Here is a 17,668-nt window from a genome sequence, read left to right as displayed (position 1 = left end):
CGCCGGCCACCCCGACTGTCCGATGTGATCGATATGCCCTATCCGTCCAACGGTCCTATCGTGCTGACATGGAGCACGATCTGAGTCCCGCCACCCTCGCCGAGCTGCGGCGCCCCCGCCCGTATCCGGCCGTGTCCGTGCTGACGCCGACCCACCGCCGCGAACCGGACAACGCCCAGGACCGGGTCCGGCTGCGCAACGTGGTCGCCGCGGCCAAGAAACAGCTGGAGGACGATCCCGCGGTCACCCGCGAGCGCCGTACCGACGTCTCCCGGGAGCTCGACCGGGCGCTCGCCGAGGTCGATCTGACCTACGCCGAGGACGGCTTGGCGATCTTCGCCGCTCCGGGGGAGCACCAGGTCTGGACGCTGGCCCGTTCCGTGCCCGAGCGCGTGGTCCTCTCGGACACCTTCCTGACCCGCAACCTCGTCGCCGCGCAGGCCGCCGAGCGGCCGTTCTGGGTACTGTCGGTCGCCGCCGACCGCGTCAAGCTGTGGAGCGGCGGCGCGGACCGGGTCGTCGAGGAACACCTCGGCGGCTTCCCGTTCGACCGGCCCGCCGAGGACTTCGACCCCGAGCGCCAGGAGCGGATCGGCGACGCGCCGAGCACCTTCCGCGACGAGGGCACCCGCCGGTTCCTGCGGGACGCCGACACCGCGATGGGCAGGATCCTGCGGACCCATCCCCGGCCGCTGTACGTCACCGGCCCCGAGCCCGCGCTGTCCCTGTTCGACGAGGCGGGCACCCTCGCCGCGGGCGCGGTGCTGGTCCCGCACGGCGGCCTCGCGCACGGCACGCCCGAGGCCGTGTGGCAGGCCGTGCGGCAGGTGCTCGACGACGAGGCGAAGGGGTCCGTGGCCGCGGTGGCCAGGGAGCTGGACGCGGCCCGCGGGCGCAAGGACTTCGCGGCCGGGGTCGACGAGCTGTGGGAGAGCGCCCACAGCGGCCGGGTCCGGCTGCTCGCCGTCGAGGAGAACTTCAAGGTCACGATGCGCGACGACGGGGAGCACCTGCTCCCGGCGTTCGACGGGGACCTCGACGCCCGCGAGGACATCGTGGACGAGATCGTGGAGCAGTGCCTGGAGACCGGTGCCGACGTCCGCTTCGTGCCGGACGGCGCGCTCGCGGACGCGGACGGCATCGCGGGGGTGCTGCGCTACTGACGCCGGCGCTCGCGCCTCGCGGGCCGTCCCCTCTTGACGACGGTGACGGCCATGAAACCCTGTTCGCCGTACACGCGCCCGCCGCCCGCGGGTGCGCGGCGGACGGGGAAGGAGCCGGCGGAGCGTGAGCGATCTTCTGGGTGTGGCGGTCCTGGGCGCGGGGCACATGGGCGCCGACCACGTACGGCGCCTCGACGCGGTGGTGAGCGGCGCCAGGGTCGCCGCCGTCGCGGACCCCGACGCGGAACGGGCGAAGGAGGCCGTGGGCGGCATCGACGGGGTCTTTGTGCACACGGACCCCGTCGCCGCGCTCGACGCACCGGGCGTCCGCGCGGTCCTGATCGCCTCGCCCGGCGAGGCGCACGAGGAGGCCCTGCTGGCCGCGTTCGAGCGAGGGCTGCCGGTGCTGTGCGAGAAGCCGATGGTGCCGGACTCCGCGGGCGCGCTGCGCGTGGTGGAGGCGGAGGCGCGGCTCGGCAGGCGGCTGACGCAGGTCGGGTTCATGCGCCGGTACGACACCGAGTACCGGCAGCTGAAGTCGTTGCTGGACGGCGGGCGGCTGGGCCGGCCCCTGATGCTGCACTGCGTCCACCGCAACGTCTCCTCGCCGCCGCACTTCACCTCGGCGATGCTGGTCAACAGCTCCGTCTCGCACGAGATCGACGCCGCTCGCTGGCTGCTGGGACAGGAGCTCGGCGCGGTGACCGTGCTCCGGCCGCGGCCGTCGGCGGGGGCGCCCGAGGGCCTGCTCGATCCGCAGCTGGTGCTGTTCGAGACCGAGGGCGGCGCGCTCGTGGACGTGGAGGTCTTCGTCAACTGCGGCTTCGGCTACGAGGTGCGCTGCGAGGCCGTCTGCGAGGCAGGCAGCGCCCGGATCGGCGAGGCGCACGGCATGCTGGTGACGGCGGCGGGCGGCGCCCGGGAGGAGGTGCCGCAGGACTACCTCGTGCGGTTCTCCGACGCCTACGACCGCCAGGTCCAGACCTGGGTGGACGCCACCCGCCGCGGCCGGGTCACCGGTCCGGGCGCCTGGGACGGGTACGCCGCCTCCGCGGTCGCCGAGGCCGGGGTGCGGGCGCTGGAGACGGGTGAGCGCACGCCGGTCGAACTGGCGCCGCGGCCGCCCCTTCACGACCCGGCATAGAACAAGGGTCCACCGAACACCAGGGCGACGAAGCCTCCGGGCTGCGACACCCGCCAAGTCCCGTAGAAGCCCTACGACTTGAGCTGCGCCGCACTTACGCAGTCCACGTACCCACGCCACTCCGTCAAGACGCTGGCATATGCCGGAAGCACCACCGTATCGTGTGTTGCCGAATCCCTTACGAGTCGTCGCGGGCTGTGCAACAGTCGTAACGGTCCTTCCGCCGGCCCCGGTTCACCCTGGTCGTACCGTCTGCACATCGGAGTGCGTCATGTCGCCCCATCTCTCCGCGGACCACCCCGCCGCCCAGCCGCCGGGACGCGGCTCGGTCGAGTCGCTCATATCGCAGGCGCGGCGGCTGCGGGGCGACGTGGACGCGGTGCGGCGGGACAGCCAGGGCGAGGCGGCGGACCCCCGGGGACGGTGGCAGCGCGCGCTGTACGACCTGGCGCTGCACCAACTCACCGACCTCGACGCGCACTTGGCGCAGCTCCGCGACGGCCCGGCGCCCGCGCCACGGCCCGGTTCGCTGCTCAGCCGGGTCGGCAGCGCGGAGTGGAACCTGCTCACGGACGAGGCCGACTGGTCCGGGGAACTGTTCCAGATCCTCGGCCGCGACCCCGCCTCCACCCCGCTCAGCCTCGACGAACTCCCGTCCCTGGTCCTCACCGAGGACCGCCCGAAGCTGACCGCGATGGTCACGGACTGTCTCGTCGACGGCCGGCCCATCGACGGCGAGTTCCGCGTCGTGCGCCCCGACGACACCGTGCGCACCGTGCACATGATGGGCGAGCCCGTGCTCGACGCCGACGGCAGCACCGCCTCGATGTGGGCGGTGCTGCGGGACGTCAGCGAACTGCGCCGCAGCCAGCGGGCGGTGAGCGAGACCCGTGACTCGCTCCGTCACCGCCCGCTGCCCGCGGACACCGGGTCACGGGCCGCGGTCGAACCGCGGGAGGCCGCATCCGCGCCCTGGCACGGCCTCCTGCGGTTCCCGCACCAGGGACGGCCGGGCCTCGACCTGGCCGCCGGGTACCTGCCCTCGTCGGACCCCGCGCCCCGGCACAGCGCCTGGTACGACGCGTGTCCGCTCACCGGCGACGAGACCCTCTTCGCCGCCGGCGACCTCCCCGGCGTGGACACCGACGGGGCGCAGGGCGCGGTGATGCTGATCGGCGCCCTGCGGGGCCTGGCCCTGGCGGGGACCCGCCCCGGGCGACTCCCCGACCGGCTGGCCGGGTTACTCGAAGCCACCGCCCTGCCCCCCGTCCGCTCCGCCGTGTACTGCGGCTACGCGCCTCGCACCCGCTCCCTGAACTGGGCCGGGGCCGGGCACCCGGTCCCGCCGCTGCTGTTCCGCGCGGGAGCGGGACGTGCGCTGACCGGACAGGGCGAGGTGACCCTCGAGCCGGGCGACCTGCTGCTCCTGCACACCGGCGCGACGGAGCCCGCGGCCGTCGCACACCTCCTCTCCCTGGCCCCCCGGCTGACCGGGCCGGGCTCGGCGCGGGACGGCGTACGGATCGCGGCCGGTGAACCCGCCGCGCGCCCGGCGCCGACGGACGACGCCTGTGTGCTGGTGGCCCGGGTGACACCCTGAACGACGCGTCACCCCCTACGCCGGCGCGACGCCGCCGCCCTTCCCCTTCCCCCTGGCCGACTTGCCCTTGGGCAGCGCCAGTTCGATCTCCTCGCGCAGTTCCTGGATCCTCGGGTACCCGGAGTACTCGGCGGTGAGCCGGTACATCTGCCGCAGTCGGTCCCAGGTCCGCTGGGACGAGTTGGAGCCCATCGACACCAGGGCCAGGCGCGCGTACCGGTCCGCCTGTTCGGGGTCGTCGGCGATGAAGCAGGCGGAGGCCATGGACAGGTAGTCGAAGATCTTCGACCGCTGCCGGCCGTCGATCCTCAGGGCCAGCGCCTTCTCCGCGTAGTGCTGGGCGTGCGCGGCCGCCCCCGGCTCGAAGTCGGCGAGCGTCCGGTAGGCGAGGGCCTGCATGCCGTACAGGTCCTCTTCCTTGAACGTCTGCATCCAGTCCGGCGGCGGCACGTCGGCCTTGTCGGAGACGAAGAGGTCCTCGGCCCGCCCGAGGGTGCGGCGCATGGCCTGGCCCTTGCCCATGGACGCCTGTGCCCACGCCTCGATGGTGCAGAGCATGGCCTGGGTGCGCGGCAGCACCTGGTCGCCGGAGCCGGACTCGGCGAGCTTCATCAGGTCGAGCGCGTCGTCGGGCCGGCCCAGGTGCACCATCTGGCGGGCGGCCCGGGAGAGCGCCTCCCCGGCCCGGGGCCGGTCGCCGCCTTCACGTGCGGCGTGGGCGGCGATGACGAAGTACTTCTGGGCCGTGGGTTCCAGGCCGACGTCGTGCGACATCCAGCCCGCGAGGACGGCGAGGTTGGCGGCGACGCCCCACAGGCGCCGCTGCAGATGGGGTGGGTGGTGGTAGGCGAGCATGCCGCCCACCTCGTTGAGCTGGCCCACCACGGCCTTGCGCTGGAGCCCGCCGCCACGGGCGGCGTCCCAGGCGCGGAACACCTCGACCGAGCGCTCCAGTTCCTCCACTTCCTGCGACCCGATGGGGGCGGCCTCGTAGCGGTCGAACCCGGCGGGGTCGGCGTGCAGGGGTTGGCGGAGGTCGGGGGCGTCGGCCGCGAGGGCCGGGTCGGTGTGCAGCCAGTCGTGCATGGCGCTGCTGAGTGCGGAGCCCGCGGCGAGCGCGGCGCCCGCGCCCACCAAGCCGCGTCGGTTGAGCATGAGGTCCATTCCCGTGAATTCGGTGAGGACCGCCGCAGTCCGCTCGGGCGCCCACGGCACTCCGTCGGGATGTTCCTCGCTCCCGCCGCCCTGCCGTTTCCCCGCGCGCCCGTGCCGGACCAGACCGAGGTCCTCGATGGTCACGACACGGCCGAGTCGCTCGGTGAACAGAACCGCCAGCACCCGCGGCACCGGATCGCGCGGGATCTCTCCCATGTCGATCCACCGCCGCACCCGCGAGGTGTCGGTCGCCAGCTGGGGGTGGCCCATGGCCGCCGCCTGCCGGTTGACCAGCCTCGCGAGCTCGCCCTTGGACCAGCCGGCCAGGCCGAACAGGTCCGACAGACGGGTGTTGGGTTCTCCGCTCACGTCAAGCCCCCAGGTTCTCGGCTGAGTTGACAGTAGCCCGGTGCGGGTTGCCGGGCGACTATTCGCCACCGTTCGCCAGGGTGCGCCAGATGGTGTGCCAGGGGCGGCCGGGTGTCAGGTAGGAATGCGCCACCCCGACCCGGTTGCCGTGGAGTTACTCCCCAGGGTGACCCCGGGCGGCCGGTCGGGCGGCGCGACGGCTTACGGAAGACGCGCTCCTCCGGCACCCCGCGGACGGGCACCGGTCTTCAGGCAGGCACAGCAGGCACACGAAGGGATCTGTCTCGCCCATGTACGCAGCATCGTCCTCCGTGTCCGCCCCGCAGCGCTCGCTGCACCCCCGCCCGGCGGCGGGCGGCGGCCCCTATCTCGCCCCCGCGCGTCCGGCGGCCCCGGTGCTCGGGGCGGGCAGGGCGCGGCGCGGCGCGGGGCCCGGCACGCAGCCGCTCAGCGGAAGAATCGACCTGTCCGGCCCCCAGGGGGCCCAACTGCGCACGGCGATCGCCTCCGTGCACCGCATCTGCCCGGAGTTCTCCCCCGTGCAGGTCCTGCGCCGCAGCGGGCGCTCCGTGCTCCTGGTCGGGACGACCGGGCGCAGCACGGCGGTCGCCAAGTGCTTACTGGACCACTCGCCGGTGTGGTCGGAGCGGATCCGGCACGAAATAGGGGCATACCGCTCGTTCGTCCGGCAGCGCCCTCCGGTGCGGGTGCCGAGGCTGATCGCGGCGGATCCGGACAACGGCACGCTGGTCATCGAGCGGATGCCGGGACGGGTGGCCGCGCTGCAGCGGCACCCCGTGGAGGCCCCGCCGCGCGCGGACATCAGGGCGGCGCTGGGCGCGATCTGCCGGCTGAACGCCTGGCGGCCGCCGGCCGGGGCGTTCGACGCCCCGCTGGACTACGCGGCCCGCATCTCCCGGTACCACGAGCTGGGGCTGCTCACCGACCGGGACCTGGGCGACCTGCAGAAGCTGCTGCACGGCATCGCCCACGCGAGCGGACGCCAGGGCATGGGGCAGTTCTGCCACGGTGACGCGCTGCTGTCCAACGTCCTCATGTCGCCGGCCGGTCCGGTCCTGGTGGACTGGGAACACGCCGGCTGGTACCTGCCCGGCTACGACCTGGCGACACTGTGGGCGGTCCTGGGCGACGCCCCGGTGGCCCGCCGTCAGATCAGCCAGATCGCCCAGTCGACGGGCACCGCGGCGCGCGACGCCTTCCTGGTGAACCTGATGCTCGTGCTGACCAGGGAGATCCGCACCTACGAGACGGCCGTGCAGCGTTCGATGCACGACGCGGCCCCGGCCCCCTCGGCCACGCCGGCCCACCCCGGCGCCACGCCGACCGGCGAGGAGCAGCGGCTGCTGCTGCGCCGGCTGCACGACGACTGCCAGATGGCCCGCCGGGCCGTGCGGGCGGCGGTCGGCACGCGCTGACACGAAGGACGACGGTCCGCGGTGTGCCCTTCGGGGCGCACCGCGGATTTTGTGCGTCCAGGTACATGCAGGGGCCATTGGTGTACGCCACTGACGCCGCGCAGGCCGGTGCCCCGCCGCCACGAAACTCGCCGGGCACCGTGCTGACGTGGGAAATCGCCTCCATGACGGCATGATTGACGGATCATCGGACCGCCGGGTAACACTGACCCACGCCCGGCCCCGCACGCCCCCCGCACGTCCGACCGTCACAGGAGGCCGCTTTGCGAAGGTCCCCCCTGGTGCCCGCCCTGGCCGGCGCCGCGCTGCTGCTGCCACTGCTCGGCGCGGCACCGTCCGCCGCCGGCCCCTCCGACGCGCCGCCCGCCACGGACCGCCTCCAGCGGGCGTTCGCCACCGCGGCGGCCGAGTACCGGGTGCCGCAGAGCGTCCTGCTCGGCGTCTCCTACCTCCAGTCCCGTTGGGACGCCCACGGCGGAGCGCCCAGCGTGACCGGCGGCTACGGCCCGCTGCACCTGACCGACGCCCGCACGGCACTGGCCGGGACCTCGCACCACGACGAGGGCACCGAGGACCCGCGCGGCGACGACGCCCGCGCCCCGCTGCACCCGAAGGCCGTGTTCACGCGCGCCGCCGCCCTGCCGGACCGGCTGACGACGCTGCCGAAGGCGGCCGAGCTGACCGGCCTGAGCCCCGAGGCCCTGCGCACCGACCCGGCCGCGAACGTGTCAGGCGGCGCCGCGCTGCTGGCCGCCGCCCAGCGGGACCTGGGTGAGCCGCTCAGCGCCGACCCGGCGGACTGGTACGGGGCGGTGGCCCGCTTCTCGGGCGCGGAGGACGCGGCGACGGCGGCCGCGTACGCCAACGACGTGTTCGAGGTGATCCGCGCGGGCGAGCGACGGACCACGGACGCCGGGCAGCGCATCACCCTGGCCGCCCGTCCGGGCGTGGCCCCGGACACGGCGCAGCTGGGCGAGGCGGGCCTGCGCACCGCCTCGGCCGCCGGCACCGAGTGCCCGAAGTCGGTGTCCTGCGAGTGGCTCCCGGCGCCGTACGAGGAGTTCGGCGACGGCGACTACGGCAACCACGACCTGGGGAACCGGCCCGCCTCGCAGCGCATCCGGTACATCGTCGTGCACGACACGGAAGGCGCCTGGGACGGCGTCCTCAACATGGTCCAGGACCCCACCTACGTCTCCTGGAACTACACGCTCCGCTCCACCGACGGGCACATCGCCCAGCACGTGAAGGCGAAGGACGTGGCCTGGCACGCGGGCAACTGGTACGTCAACGCCAAGTCGATCGGGCTGGAGCACGAGGGTTTCCTGGCGGAGCCGGACGCCTGGTACACGGAGGCCATGTACCGCTCCTCGGCGCGGCTGGTGAAGTACCTGGCAGGGAAGTACGACATCCCGCTGGACCGGCAGCACATCCTGGGCCACGACACCGTCCCGGGCACCACCACCGCGACGATCCCGGGCATGCACACCGACCCGGGACCGTACTGGGACTGGCGGCACTACTTCCGGCTGCTCGGCCGCCCCCTGGAGCCGACCGCGGGCCGGACGTCCGGCGTGGTGACGATCCGCCCCGGCTACTCCGCCAACCGCCCGGAGTACACCGGCTGCGAGAAGGCGGGCGAGCCCTGCGCGACGCACGGCTCCAGCGCGGTGCGGCTCTACTCCGACCATGACGTGAACGCGCCCCTGATCAAGGACATCGGCCTCGGCTCGGCCCCGACGACGGGCGTGAACGACCTGTCGTCCCGGGTCTCCACGGGGCAGCAGTACGCGGTGGCCGACCGGTGGAGGGACTGGACGGCCATCTGGTACCTGGGCCAGAAGGCCTGGTTCCACGACCCGGCGAAGAGCCCGGCGGCGGTGCCCGCGTCGGGCCGGGTGATCACTCCGAGGAAGGGGCTGGACAGCGTCCCCGTGTACGGAAGGGCGTACCCGGAGAAGGCCGCCTACCCGGCGGACGTGCCCGCCCAGACCGTGTCGCCGCTGCCGTACACGCTGGGCAAGGGGCAGAAGTACGTGGTCGGGGAGAAGGTGCCCGGCGAGTACTACTACGCGGTCGGGTTCGACTCGGCCTCCCACCGGGTGGTGCGGGGCGAGGACGAGTACTACGAGATCCAGTACGGCCACCGGGTCGGGTACGTGCGCGCCGCCGACGTCACCCTCTCGGCCGTGCGGTAGCCGCCGGGTCAGCCCTGCTGGAAAAGCTCCGCCGGGAGCGGCTTCAGCAGGGCGTACAGGTCGTCGGTGATCGGTCGGTCCCAGGCGGCGATGGTCACCAGCACGCCGTCGCTGCGGTCGAACTGCACGCAGGAGATGCGGCCCTCGGAGAGTTTGAGGCGGCGCACGATGAGCAGGTTGTCGCCCTGCATCACCGGCACGTCCTCGGCGCCGACGACGGTGACCTCCTCGTCGTTCTCCAGCGCGAGCAGCAGTTGGGCGACCTCGAAGGGGATCTCCCCTTCGGGGACCTCGCGGGCCGGGGAGCCGGCCGGCAGGTTGCCGATGATCATCGCGGGGCCGCGGCCGCCGAACAGGTCGTAGCGCAGGAAGACGCCCTGGCAGCTGCCGTCGGGCGCGGGCAGCAGACCGGCGCCCAGATTGCCGGGCCAGTCGCCCGGGTCCATGGCCAGTACGTCGAAGTCGGGCCCGGCGGGCGTGGCGCTGCGGCGGCGGAGGAACGACATGCCGCCATGGTACGTGGCCGCACCCCGCGGACGGCGTGCGGGCGGGCGGCCGTCCCGGCTACGGCCGAGGCTCGGCGGTCCGCCGCCGGCGCTGCTGGTGGCGGGCGACCCGGGCCCGGTTGCCGCAGGAGGGTTTGCACCACTCCTGGCGCGGGTGGTCCTTGAGGAAGTACCGCACGCAGCGCGGTGCGTGGCAGGCCCGCAGCCGCTGCCGGTCGGGTCCCGCGAGGAAGCCGATCACGGCCTGGGCGAGCGCGGCGGTGAGGTCGGGCCGGGCGCCGGGCGCGGGCGCGGCGCGGACGACGGGGGTCCCGGCGTCGGCCCAGTGCAGGACGGGGACGGTGGGGGTGCGGGCGGCGGCCTCGTTCAGGCGCCGCAGGGCTTCGGCGACGGGCAGCAGCCGGGCGGCGTCGGCCGGGCTCGGCTCGCCCGGACGCACGGCGCGGGCGAAGAGGGCGCGGGCGGCGGCCCGCACGTCGCGGACGGCGGCCGGGTCGGCGGCCTCGGCGGCCGCCGCGAGGTCGGGGTGGGCCCGTACCCAGGCGGTGAGCCCGGCGGGGTCGGCGAGGTCGTCGGCGACCCCGCCGTGCCCGTCGTGCCGGACGGTCAGGGCGAGGTCGAGGGCGATCCGGGCGTCCCTGCTGGGTGAGTCCTGCATGGGGCCGATGATAGGCAGGGCAGGGTGCGCAGGGGCGTGACCCCGTACGGGAGAGCGGACGACGGGGCGTCCCCTCAGTCCTCCGGTGGGGCCGGTGGTACGACCGCGACCGGGGACGCCGCGTGGAGCAGGACCGCGTGGGTGACCGAGCCCATCATGCGGGCGGGGGCCAGCAGGCGGCGGCGGTGGCGGCCGACGACGACCAGCTGGGCGTCGCGGGAGGCGGCGACGAGGTGGCCGGCGGCGTCGCCGGGCGCGACGTACGGCTCGGCCCGGACGTCGGGATGACGTTCGCGGTACGGGGCCAGGAAGCCGTCGGCCAGGACCCGGGTCTCGCTCTCGATGGAGACCTCGTCGATCACCGGGGGCATGATCTGCCCGGCGGCGGCCCAGGTCTGCACCGGCCACGGGTAGGCGGCGACGACCTGGAGGCGGGCGCCGCGCAGTTCGGCCTCGGCGAAGGCGAAGGAGAGGGTGGCGTCATCGGGACTGTCCACGTGGAGTCCGACGACCACCCGGGGCCCCTCCTCGGCCGGTGCCTCGCCGTGCACCTCGCGTCCGGGGCGGGGCACCACGACGACGGGGCACTCGGCGTCGCGGGCGGCGGCCATGCCGTTGGAGCCGAGCAGCAGGCTGGCGAAGCCGCCGCGGCCCCGGGATCCGAGCACCAGCAGCTGGGAGTCGGCGCCCAGCTCCGGCAGCGCGGCTCCGGGCACGCCCTCCATACCGACGTACTCCGTCGCCACGGCGTAGGCACGTCCCTGCAGGTGGGCGCGGGCCTGGTCGAGCACCGGGTCGTCGCCGGTGTCCGGCTCGCCCGCGACCAGGATGTCGGTCTGGGCCCAGGTGGCGTACTGCCGCACGTGCACCACCCGCAGGGGCGCCCCGCGCCGGTGCGCCGCGTCGAGGGCCCAGTCGAGGGCGCGCAGGCTGTCGTCGGAACCGTCGACGGCCGCGATGACCGGCAGGGTGCTCATGGGACCTCACCTCCGGAAAACGGCCTTCCCCCCGGCGCGGGACGGGACACCCCGGTTCGGCCGGTCGGCTCACCGCACCCCGCGGGTCAGGTGAGGTCGAACTCCCCTTCCCGCGCCCCCGACACGAACGCGCCCCATTCCGCGGGGGTGAAGATCAGGGAGGGGCTTTCCGGGCTGCCGCTGTTGCGCATGGCGATGAACCCCTCGACGAAGGCGATCTGGACATCCCCCAGGCCCCGGCTGCTCGACTGCCACTGCGCGTCGCTGAGGTCCAGCTCCGGCTTGTCCCAGCCCATGATCGGGCGCTGGTGGGTGGTGCTCTCGGCCACGTCCGTGCTCCTCCCGGTCTCGTCGTTCGCGGCCAGCCTAGCGATCGGCTCCGACCGCCGACAGGCCATGTGAGGGCTGCCCTTCGAGGAACGCGGTGACACGCCGTACGAACCACTCGGGGTCGTCGAGCCAGGGATAGTGCCCGGCACCCGGCTGGACGGCGACCTCGGCGTGGGGGAAGACGGCGGCGCAGCGGCGGGCGAGTTCCGGCCGGGGACCCCCGTCGAGTTCACCGGCGAGGACCAGGACCCGGGCGGTACTGCGGGCGAGGGCGGCGCGGGTGGCGGGCGGGTCGAAGGCGTCCGGGGAGAGGTAGACGTCGCCCGCCTCGTAGTGGGACTCCTGGGGGCCGCGGGCGACGTGGGCGCGGGCGGCGTCGTCCCAGCGGCCGTGGAAGAAGGGGAGGAACACCGGGTCGAAGTCGCCGGTGCCGGCCAGCCACGCCTCGAAGGGGCCGTACGCCTCCTCGAACCAGGGTTCGTCCCGGCGCAGGAGGGCGGCCGCCCTCCGGTCCTCCGGCGTGGCGGGCATGTCCAGCGCCCAGGGCGTGGCGGTGATCAGGGCGAGGCGTCCCACCCTCGTCGGGTGGCGGGCGGCGTGGAGCATCGCGAGGCTGCCGCCTGCGGAGTGCGCGAGGACGTCCATGCGGTCGAGGCCGAGGTGGACACGGAGCGCCTCCACGTCGTCGACGAGCCGGTCGCAGCGGTACGTCGCCGGGTCGGCGGGGACGGCGGAGTCGCCGGTGCCGCGCAGGTCGAGCAGGACCAGCCGCCGGTGCGCGGTCAGACCGCCGAGGTCGCCGAGGTAGGAGGAGGCCCGCATGGGGCCGCCCGGCAGCACGACCAGCGGGGCGCCGCGGCCCCGGACGTGGTAGGCGAGTTCGGTTCCGTCGTACGCGGTGAAGGTGCCCATGGCGCCGATCCTCGGCTGCCGGGGGCGGGGGCCGCAACGGAGTTGTGGAGTCATGACCCGGCGAAGCGGTCCCGCAGTTCGCGCTTGAGGATCTTCCCGCTGGCGTTCCGCGGCAGCACGTCCACGAACCGCACCCCCTTGGGTGCCTTGAAGGAGGTGAGCCGGTCCCGGGCGTGGGCGATCAGCGCATCCTCGGTGACCTCGCCGCGCGCGACGACGACGGCCGTGACGGCCTCGATCCAGCGTTCGTCGGGCAGGCCGATCACCGCCACCTCGGCGACTCCGTCGTGCGTGTAGAGGGCGTCCTCGACCTGGCGGGAGGCGACCAGGACGCCGCCGGAGTTGATCACGTCCTTCACCCGGTCGACGATCGTGTAGTAGCCGTCCGCGTCCCGCACGGCGAGGTCGCCGGAGTGGAACCACCCGTCGCGGAAGGCGGCTTCGGTCTCCTCGGGCTTGTCCCAGTAGCCCTCGCACAGCTGCGGCGAGCGGTAGACGACCTCTCCGGGGGTGCCGTCGGGTACGTCCGCGCCGTCCTCGTCGACCACGCGCGCCTCCACGAACAGGACGGGCCGCCCGCAGGAGTCCATCCGGCCCTGGTGCTCGTCCGGGCCGAGGACGGTGGCGAGGGGGCCGATCTCGCTCTGGCCGAAGCAGTTGTAGAAGGCGAGTGCGGGCAGGCGCTCGCGCAGTCGCTCCAGGACGGGCACGGGCATGATCGACGCCCCGTAGTAGGCCTTGCGCAGGCCGCCGAGGTCGCGGGTGGCGAAGTCGGGCCGGTTCGCCAGGCCGATCCACACGGTGGGCGGCGCGAAGACGCTGTCCACGCGGCCGGCTTCGACGAGGTCGAAGAGCCGGTCGCCGTCCGGGGCGTCGAGGATGATGTTCGTGGCGCCGACGGCGAGGTAGGGCAGCAGGAAGACGTGGGTCTGCGCCGAGTGGTAGAGCGGCAGGGCGTGCACGGGGCGGTCGCCGGCGCCGAGGTCGAGGGCGGTGATGGCGCTGAGGTACTCGTGCACCAGGGCCCGGTGGGTCATCATCGCGCCCTTGGGCAGGGCGGTGGTGCCGGAGGTGTAGAGGAGCTGCACCAGGTCGTCGCCGGCCGGCTCGGGGCCGTCGTACGCGGGCGCCGCGGCGAGGCGGGTGAGGAGCGAGTCGTCGGCGTCGCGGAGCGCGAGGACGCGGGTGCCGTCCGGCAGCCGGCCGGCGAGGCCGGGGTCGGCGAGGACCAGGGAGCTGCCGGACTGGCCGACGAGGTAGGCGAGGTCGTCGCCGGTGAGGTTCTGGTTGACCGGGACGTGCACCAGCCCGGCCCGGGCGCAGGCCAGGAAGGCGATCAGGTAGGCGTCGGAGTTGTGGCCGTAGGCGCCGACCCGGTCGCCGGGGGACAGTCCCTCGGCCAGCAGGGCGCCGGCCGCGCGGGAGACCGCGGTGTCGAGTTCGCCGTACGTCCAGGTGCGGTCGCGGTACTCGACCGCGACGCGTGCCGGAGTGCGTCGGGCGCTGCGCCGCAGCACCCCGTCGACCGTGCTGCCGTGTCCGGGCTTCATGACCCGATCCTCGGCCGCCCGCCGGGGCGGGTCAAGCGGCGTGCGTCCGGTCCGTGGACCGCGCACGCCCCATTGACACGACCCCGTCATGACAGGAAAGTTTCACTCCGCACGGCGATCCGGGAAAGATACTTTCAGCTTCGGTGGCGGGAGACTCTTCGATGGCCGGACAGGCGAACAGCGGATTCACACGGCGTCAACTGGGCGCCGGTGCCCTGGCCCTGGGCGGTGCCCTGGCCATCGCCCCGTTCGCCGCCGGCCCGGCCGAGGCGGTCGCGGTCGGGGGCCGCCGGCCCACCCTCCGGCGCGGCTCCGCCGAACGCGCGGGGCTGCTCCCGGGGCATCTGCGACGGCTCGTCAGCGACGCGGAGACCTACCTCCAGCCCTCTCCCCAGCACCCGTGGTACGCGGGCGCCGTGCTGCTGGCCGGCCGGGGCGGCACGGTCGCGCTGCACGAGCCGATCGGCATGGCGGTGCGCTACCGGGCGTACGACGAGGCGACCGACACCGGCGTCGAGTTCCCGGCCGCGGAGCAGATCCCGATGGCCGGCGACACCGTGTTCGATCTCGCGTCCATCTCCAAACTGTTCACCTCGATCCTCGCCGTGCAGCAGCTGGAACGGGGTGCGCTGGAGCTGGAGGCGCCGGTCGCGTCGTACCTGCCGGGCTTCGGGCGGGCCGGGAAGCAGGACGTGACGGTCCGGCAGCTGCTCACGCACACCTCCGGGTTCCGGGCGTGGATCCCGCTGTTCCGCGCGCCCACCTACGACGAGAAGGTGCGGCTCGTCTACGACGAGGCCCCGGTCGGCGCGCCCGGCACGGCGTACCTGTACTCGGACCTGAACATGATCTCGCTCCAGCTGGTGCTGGAGAAGGTCACCGGCCGCGCGCTGGACGTCCTGCTGCGCGACGAGATCACCGGCCCCCTGGGGCTGCGCCGCACCCGCTACAACCCGCCCGCGTCCTGGCGGCCGGGTATCGCGGCCACTGAGGACGCCCGGCAGCCCTGGTCCGGCCTCGACCGCGGTCTGGTGTGGGGCGAGGTGCACGACGAGAACGCGTTCAGCCTCGGCGGCGTCGCCGGTCACGCCGGGGTCTTCTCCTGCGCGTGGGACCTGGCGGTGCTCGGCCGCACCCTGCTCAACGGCGGTTCCTACGGCCGGGCGCGCGTCCTGCGGCCGGAGTCGGTGGAGCTGATGTTCACCGACTTCAACACGGACTTCCCGGGGGACGCGCACGGCCTGGGCTTCGAGCTGTACCAGCACTGGTACATGGGTGCCATGGCGACACCGCGCACGGCCGGGCACACCGGCTTCACAGGCACGTCGCTGGTGCTCGACCCGACGACGGACTCGTTCCTGGTCGTGCTCGGCAACTCGGTTCACCCGGTCCGCAGTTGGCGCTCGGGGTCCGCGCCCCGGGTGGCGGCCGGCACCCACATGGCGCGGGCGGTGGCGGTCCGGCCCGCGCACGGGCGCACGGCGTGGTTCTCGGGGACGGCGAGTGCCGCGACGGCCACGCTCACGCTGCCCGCGCTCGACACGTCGGCCGGGCGGGCGCGGCTGCGCTGTGACCTGTGGTGGGACACCGAACCCGGGTCCGACGCCCTCGTCCTGGAGGCCTCGACGGACGGCGGCACCGCCTGGCGGCCCGTGCCGTTCACGACCACTCGGCGCGCAGAGGGACCCGTGGCGCACGAGGACGGCTCGGTCACCGGCTGGTCGGGGCGGGTCTGGCACCGGCTGACGGCCGGACTCCCGGCCGCCCGCGCGCTCACGCTGCGCTGGCGGTACACCACCGACCAGCTGTACGTGGGCCGCGGCGCGTACGTCGACGGGCTGCGGGCGGAGGCGGCGGGCGACGTCCTGTTCCACGACGCGCGCCCGGCGGACGCGGCGCGCGTCGAGACCGTGGGGTGGACGGCTTCGGCCGACTAGTCCCGGCCCGGTGGCCCCGGGCACCCCGTCACCGGTCCGCCTCCAGGACCGCCATCGCCGCGTTGTGTCCCGGCACGCCGCTCACCCCTCCCCCGCGCACCGCGCCCGCTCCGCACAGCAGGACGTTGGCCTGAGCGGTCTCCACGCCCCAGCGGCCGGTGCCGTCCTGGGTGTGCGGCCAGGACAGCTCGCGGTGGAAGATGTTGCCGCCGGGCAGGCGCAGGTCGCGCTCCAGGTCGAGCGGCGTCCGGGCCTCGACGCAGGGCCTGCCGTCGGCGTCGGTCGCCAGACAGTCGGCGATCGGTTCGGCGAGGTGGGCGTCGAGCTGGGCGAGGGTCGACTTCAGCAGGTCCTCCCGTACGGCGCCGTTGTCCCCGGCGAAGAGCCGGGCGGGGGTGTGCAGGCCGAAGAGCGTGAGGGTGTGCATGCCCCGGCCCGCCAGATCCGGGCCGAGGATCGTGGGGTCGGTCAGGGAGTGGCAGTAGATCTCGGAGGGCGGGGCGGCGGGCAGTGAGCCCGCGGACGCCTGGGCGTGGGCGGCGGCCAACTGCTCGTACCCCTCGGCGATGTGGAAGGTCCCGGCGAACGCCTCGCGCGGGTCGGCGTCGGGGTCGCGCAGCGCCGGGAGCCGGTCGAGCAGCATGTTGACCTTGAGCTGGGCGCCCTCGGCGGGCGGCGGAGCGGGGGTGCCGGTCAGGGCGGCCAGCTCTCGCGGGGAGGCGTTCACCAGGACGTGCCGTGCGGCGGCGACGTGCTCGCCGTCGGCGGACCGGTAGGTGACCTCGGCCGTGCGTCCGTCGGTGTCGATCCGCACCGCCTCGTGGCCGGTGACGAGTTCGGCGCCCGCGGCGCGCGCCGCGCCGGCCAGGGCGTCGGTGAGGGCGCCCATGCCGCCGACCGGCACGTCCCAGGCGCCGGTGCCACCGCCGATCACGTGGTACAGGAAGCACCGGTTCTGGCTCAGCGAGGGGTCGTGGGCGTCGGCGAAGGTGCCGATCAGGGCGTCGGTGAGGGCCACGCCGCGGACGGTGTCGTCGGCGAAGTGCTCCTCGATGGCGACGCCGACCGGTTCCTCGAACAGGGCCCGCCAGGCCGCCTCGTCGTCGATCCGGCGGCGCAGCTCGTCGCGGGTGGGCAGGGGCTCGGTGAGGGTCGGGAAGACGCGTTCGGCGACGTGGCCGGTCATGGCGTAGAACCGCTGCCAGGCCGCGTACTCCCGGTCCGACCCGGTGAGCCGGGCGAACGACTCCCGGGTCCGCCGCTCGCCACCGCCGACGAGGAGCCCGGTGGGGCGGCCGTCGCGCTCGACGGGCGTGTACGAGGAGACCGTGCGCCCGCGGACCCGGAAGTCCAGGTCCAGGTCCCCCACGATCTTCTCCGGCAACAGGCTGACCAGGTACGAGTAGCGGGACAGCCGGGCGTCGACCCCGGCGAACGGCCGGGTGGAGACGGCCGCGCCGCCGGTGTGGTCCAGCCGTTCCAGTACCAGCACGGAGCGGCCGGCGCGGGCCAGGTAGGCGGCGGCGACCAGGCCGTTGTGGCCGCCGCCGACGATCACGGCGTCGTAGGTGCGGGAGGCGGGGGGTGTGCTGGTCGGGGTCATGGCTCTTGGTAACACGGGGCGGTCCGGGGCGGCCAGGGGTGGCTCACGGAGCCGGCCGGTGGAAGAGCCTGCCGGTGACCGGGCCGCCCGCGGCGCCCACGAGACGTCCGGCCCGCCGGCAGGTGCGATC

14 protein-coding genes are annotated in these 17,668 nt (G+C 74.4%); 6 read left to right on the top strand and 8 right to left on the bottom strand.

Annotation, left to right across the window (positions count from 1 at the left end; genetic code table 11):
• Window positions 1–68: 68 nt before the first annotated feature.
• The 3 genes from DMH12_RS05355 (at window position 69) to DMH12_RS05345 (ending at window position 3,907) form a co-directional block, all read left to right on the top strand.
• Window positions 69–1,163 carry a chemotaxis protein gene (locus DMH12_RS05355; protein ID WP_125490376.1) on the top strand — a complete coding sequence of 365 codons (1,095 nt, stop codon included), beginning with the start codon at window positions 69–71 and terminating at the stop codon, window positions 1,161–1,163.
• A gap of 124 nt (window positions 1,164–1,287) precedes the next feature.
• On the top strand, window positions 1,288–2,307 hold the full coding sequence (locus DMH12_RS05350; RefSeq protein ID WP_125490375.1) for a Gfo/Idh/MocA family protein: 1,020 nt from the start codon (window positions 1,288–1,290) through the stop codon (window positions 2,305–2,307).
• 271 nt (window positions 2,308–2,578) lie between these two features.
• Window positions 2,579–3,907 (top strand): PP2C family protein-serine/threonine phosphatase, encoded by a 1,329-nt coding sequence (locus DMH12_RS05345; protein ID WP_125490374.1) that lies wholly within the window; start codon window positions 2,579–2,581, stop codon window positions 3,905–3,907.
• 15 nt (window positions 3,908–3,922) lie between these two features.
• On the opposite strand, the gene DMH12_RS05340 is transcribed toward DMH12_RS05345, so the two are convergent.
• Window positions 3,923–5,431, bottom strand: coding sequence for a hypothetical protein (locus DMH12_RS05340; RefSeq protein WP_125490373.1), 1,509 nt, complete (start codon window positions 5,429–5,431; stop codon window positions 3,923–3,925).
• Window positions 5,432–5,721: 290 nt separating this feature from the next.
• On the opposite strand from DMH12_RS05340, the gene DMH12_RS05335 reads away from it, so the two are divergent.
• Both DMH12_RS05335 and DMH12_RS05330 read left to right on the top strand, forming a co-directional pair.
• Window positions 5,722–6,867, top strand: coding sequence for an aminoglycoside phosphotransferase family protein (locus DMH12_RS05335; RefSeq protein WP_125490372.1), 1,146 nt, complete (start codon window positions 5,722–5,724; stop codon window positions 6,865–6,867).
• Between the two features lie 263 nt (window positions 6,868–7,130).
• A complete protein-coding gene (locus DMH12_RS05330; RefSeq protein WP_260474076.1) occupies window positions 7,131–9,065 on the top strand; it encodes an N-acetylmuramoyl-L-alanine amidase in 1,935 nt (644 codons plus the stop codon).
• 8 nt (window positions 9,066–9,073) lie between these two features.
• Here DMH12_RS05330 and DMH12_RS05325 read toward each other — a convergent pair whose 3' ends face one another.
• The 6 genes from DMH12_RS05325 to DMH12_RS05300 form a co-directional block, all read right to left on the bottom strand.
• Window positions 9,074–9,571: a hypothetical protein gene (locus tag DMH12_RS05325; RefSeq protein WP_053127120.1), complete on the bottom strand. Its 498-nt coding sequence runs from the start codon at window positions 9,569–9,571 to the stop codon at window positions 9,074–9,076.
• Window positions 9,572–9,629: 58 nt separating this feature from the next.
• A complete protein-coding gene (locus tag DMH12_RS05320; protein ID WP_185832159.1) occupies window positions 9,630–10,229 on the bottom strand; it encodes an ABATE domain-containing protein in 600 nt (199 codons plus the stop codon).
• 74 nt (window positions 10,230–10,303) lie between these two features.
• The gene (locus DMH12_RS05315) at window positions 10,304–11,206 is read right to left on the bottom strand and encodes a universal stress protein (RefSeq protein ID WP_125490371.1); all 903 of its coding nucleotides are present in this window, start codon (window positions 11,204–11,206) and stop codon (window positions 10,304–10,306) included.
• A gap of 86 nt (window positions 11,207–11,292) precedes the next feature.
• Window positions 11,293–11,535: a DUF397 domain-containing protein gene (locus DMH12_RS05310; RefSeq protein WP_122618732.1), complete on the bottom strand. Its 243-nt coding sequence runs from the start codon at window positions 11,533–11,535 to the stop codon at window positions 11,293–11,295.
• A gap of 37 nt (window positions 11,536–11,572) precedes the next feature.
• Complete coding sequence (locus DMH12_RS05305) at window positions 11,573–12,448, bottom strand: alpha/beta fold hydrolase (protein WP_125490370.1); 876 nt, start codon at window positions 12,446–12,448, stop codon at window positions 11,573–11,575.
• 50 nt (window positions 12,449–12,498) lie between these two features.
• Window positions 12,499–13,998, bottom strand: coding sequence for an acyl-CoA synthetase (locus DMH12_RS05300; protein WP_125490369.1), 1,500 nt, complete (start codon window positions 13,996–13,998; stop codon window positions 12,499–12,501).
• Window positions 13,999–14,159: 161 nt separating this feature from the next.
• Here DMH12_RS05300 and DMH12_RS05295 point away from each other — a divergent pair, with 161 nt between their 5' ends.
• Window positions 14,160–15,935, top strand: coding sequence for a serine hydrolase domain-containing protein (locus DMH12_RS05295; protein ID WP_185832158.1), 1,776 nt, complete (start codon window positions 14,160–14,162; stop codon window positions 15,933–15,935).
• A 28-nt stretch (window positions 15,936–15,963) separates the two neighbouring features.
• Here DMH12_RS05295 and DMH12_RS05290 read toward each other — a convergent pair whose 3' ends face one another.
• Window positions 15,964–17,538, bottom strand: coding sequence for an NAD(P)/FAD-dependent oxidoreductase (locus DMH12_RS05290; protein WP_125490367.1), 1,575 nt, complete (start codon window positions 17,536–17,538; stop codon window positions 15,964–15,966).
• Window positions 17,539–17,668 lie beyond the last annotated feature (130 nt).

The sequence above is a fragment of the Streptomyces sp. WAC 04229 genome (assembly GCF_003947455.1).
Lineage (GTDB): Bacteria > Actinomycetota > Actinomycetes > Streptomycetales > Streptomycetaceae > Streptomyces.
The sequence above is the reverse complement of the archived record's forward strand: the minus strand, read 5'-3'. Positions and strand labels throughout refer to the sequence as shown.

Bases quoted from the DNA above. Each gene is read 5' to 3' on its own strand.
- DMH12_RS05355 (WP_125490376.1), top strand. From the start codon at position 69: ATGGAGCACGATCTGAGTCCCGCCACCCTCGCCGAGCTGCGGCGCCCC.
- DMH12_RS05345 (WP_125490374.1), top strand. From the start codon at position 2,579: ATGTCGCCCCATCTCTCCGCGGACCACCCCGCCGCCCAGCCGCCGGGA.
- DMH12_RS05335 (WP_125490372.1), top strand. From the start codon at position 5,722: ATGTACGCAGCATCGTCCTCCGTGTCCGCCCCGCAGCGCTCGCTGCAC.
- DMH12_RS05325 (WP_053127120.1), bottom strand. From the start codon at position 9,571: ATGTCGTTCCTCCGCCGCCGCAGCGCCACGCCCGCCGGGCCCGACTTC.
- DMH12_RS05320 (WP_185832159.1), bottom strand. From the start codon at position 10,229: ATGCAGGACTCACCCAGCAGGGACGCCCGGATCGCCCTCGACCTCGCC.
- DMH12_RS05315 (WP_125490371.1), bottom strand. From the start codon at position 11,206: ATGAGCACCCTGCCGGTCATCGCGGCCGTCGACGGTTCCGACGACAGC.
- DMH12_RS05305 (WP_125490370.1), bottom strand. From the start codon at position 12,448: ATGGGCACCTTCACCGCGTACGACGGAACCGAACTCGCCTACCACGTC.
- DMH12_RS05300 (WP_125490369.1), bottom strand. From the start codon at position 13,998: ATGAAGCCCGGACACGGCAGCACGGTCGACGGGGTGCTGCGGCGCAGC.
- DMH12_RS05295 (WP_185832158.1), top strand. From the start codon at position 14,160: ATGGCCGGACAGGCGAACAGCGGATTCACACGGCGTCAACTGGGCGCC.
- DMH12_RS05290 (WP_125490367.1), bottom strand. From the start codon at position 17,538: ATGACCCCGACCAGCACACCCCCCGCCTCCCGCACCTACGACGCCGTG.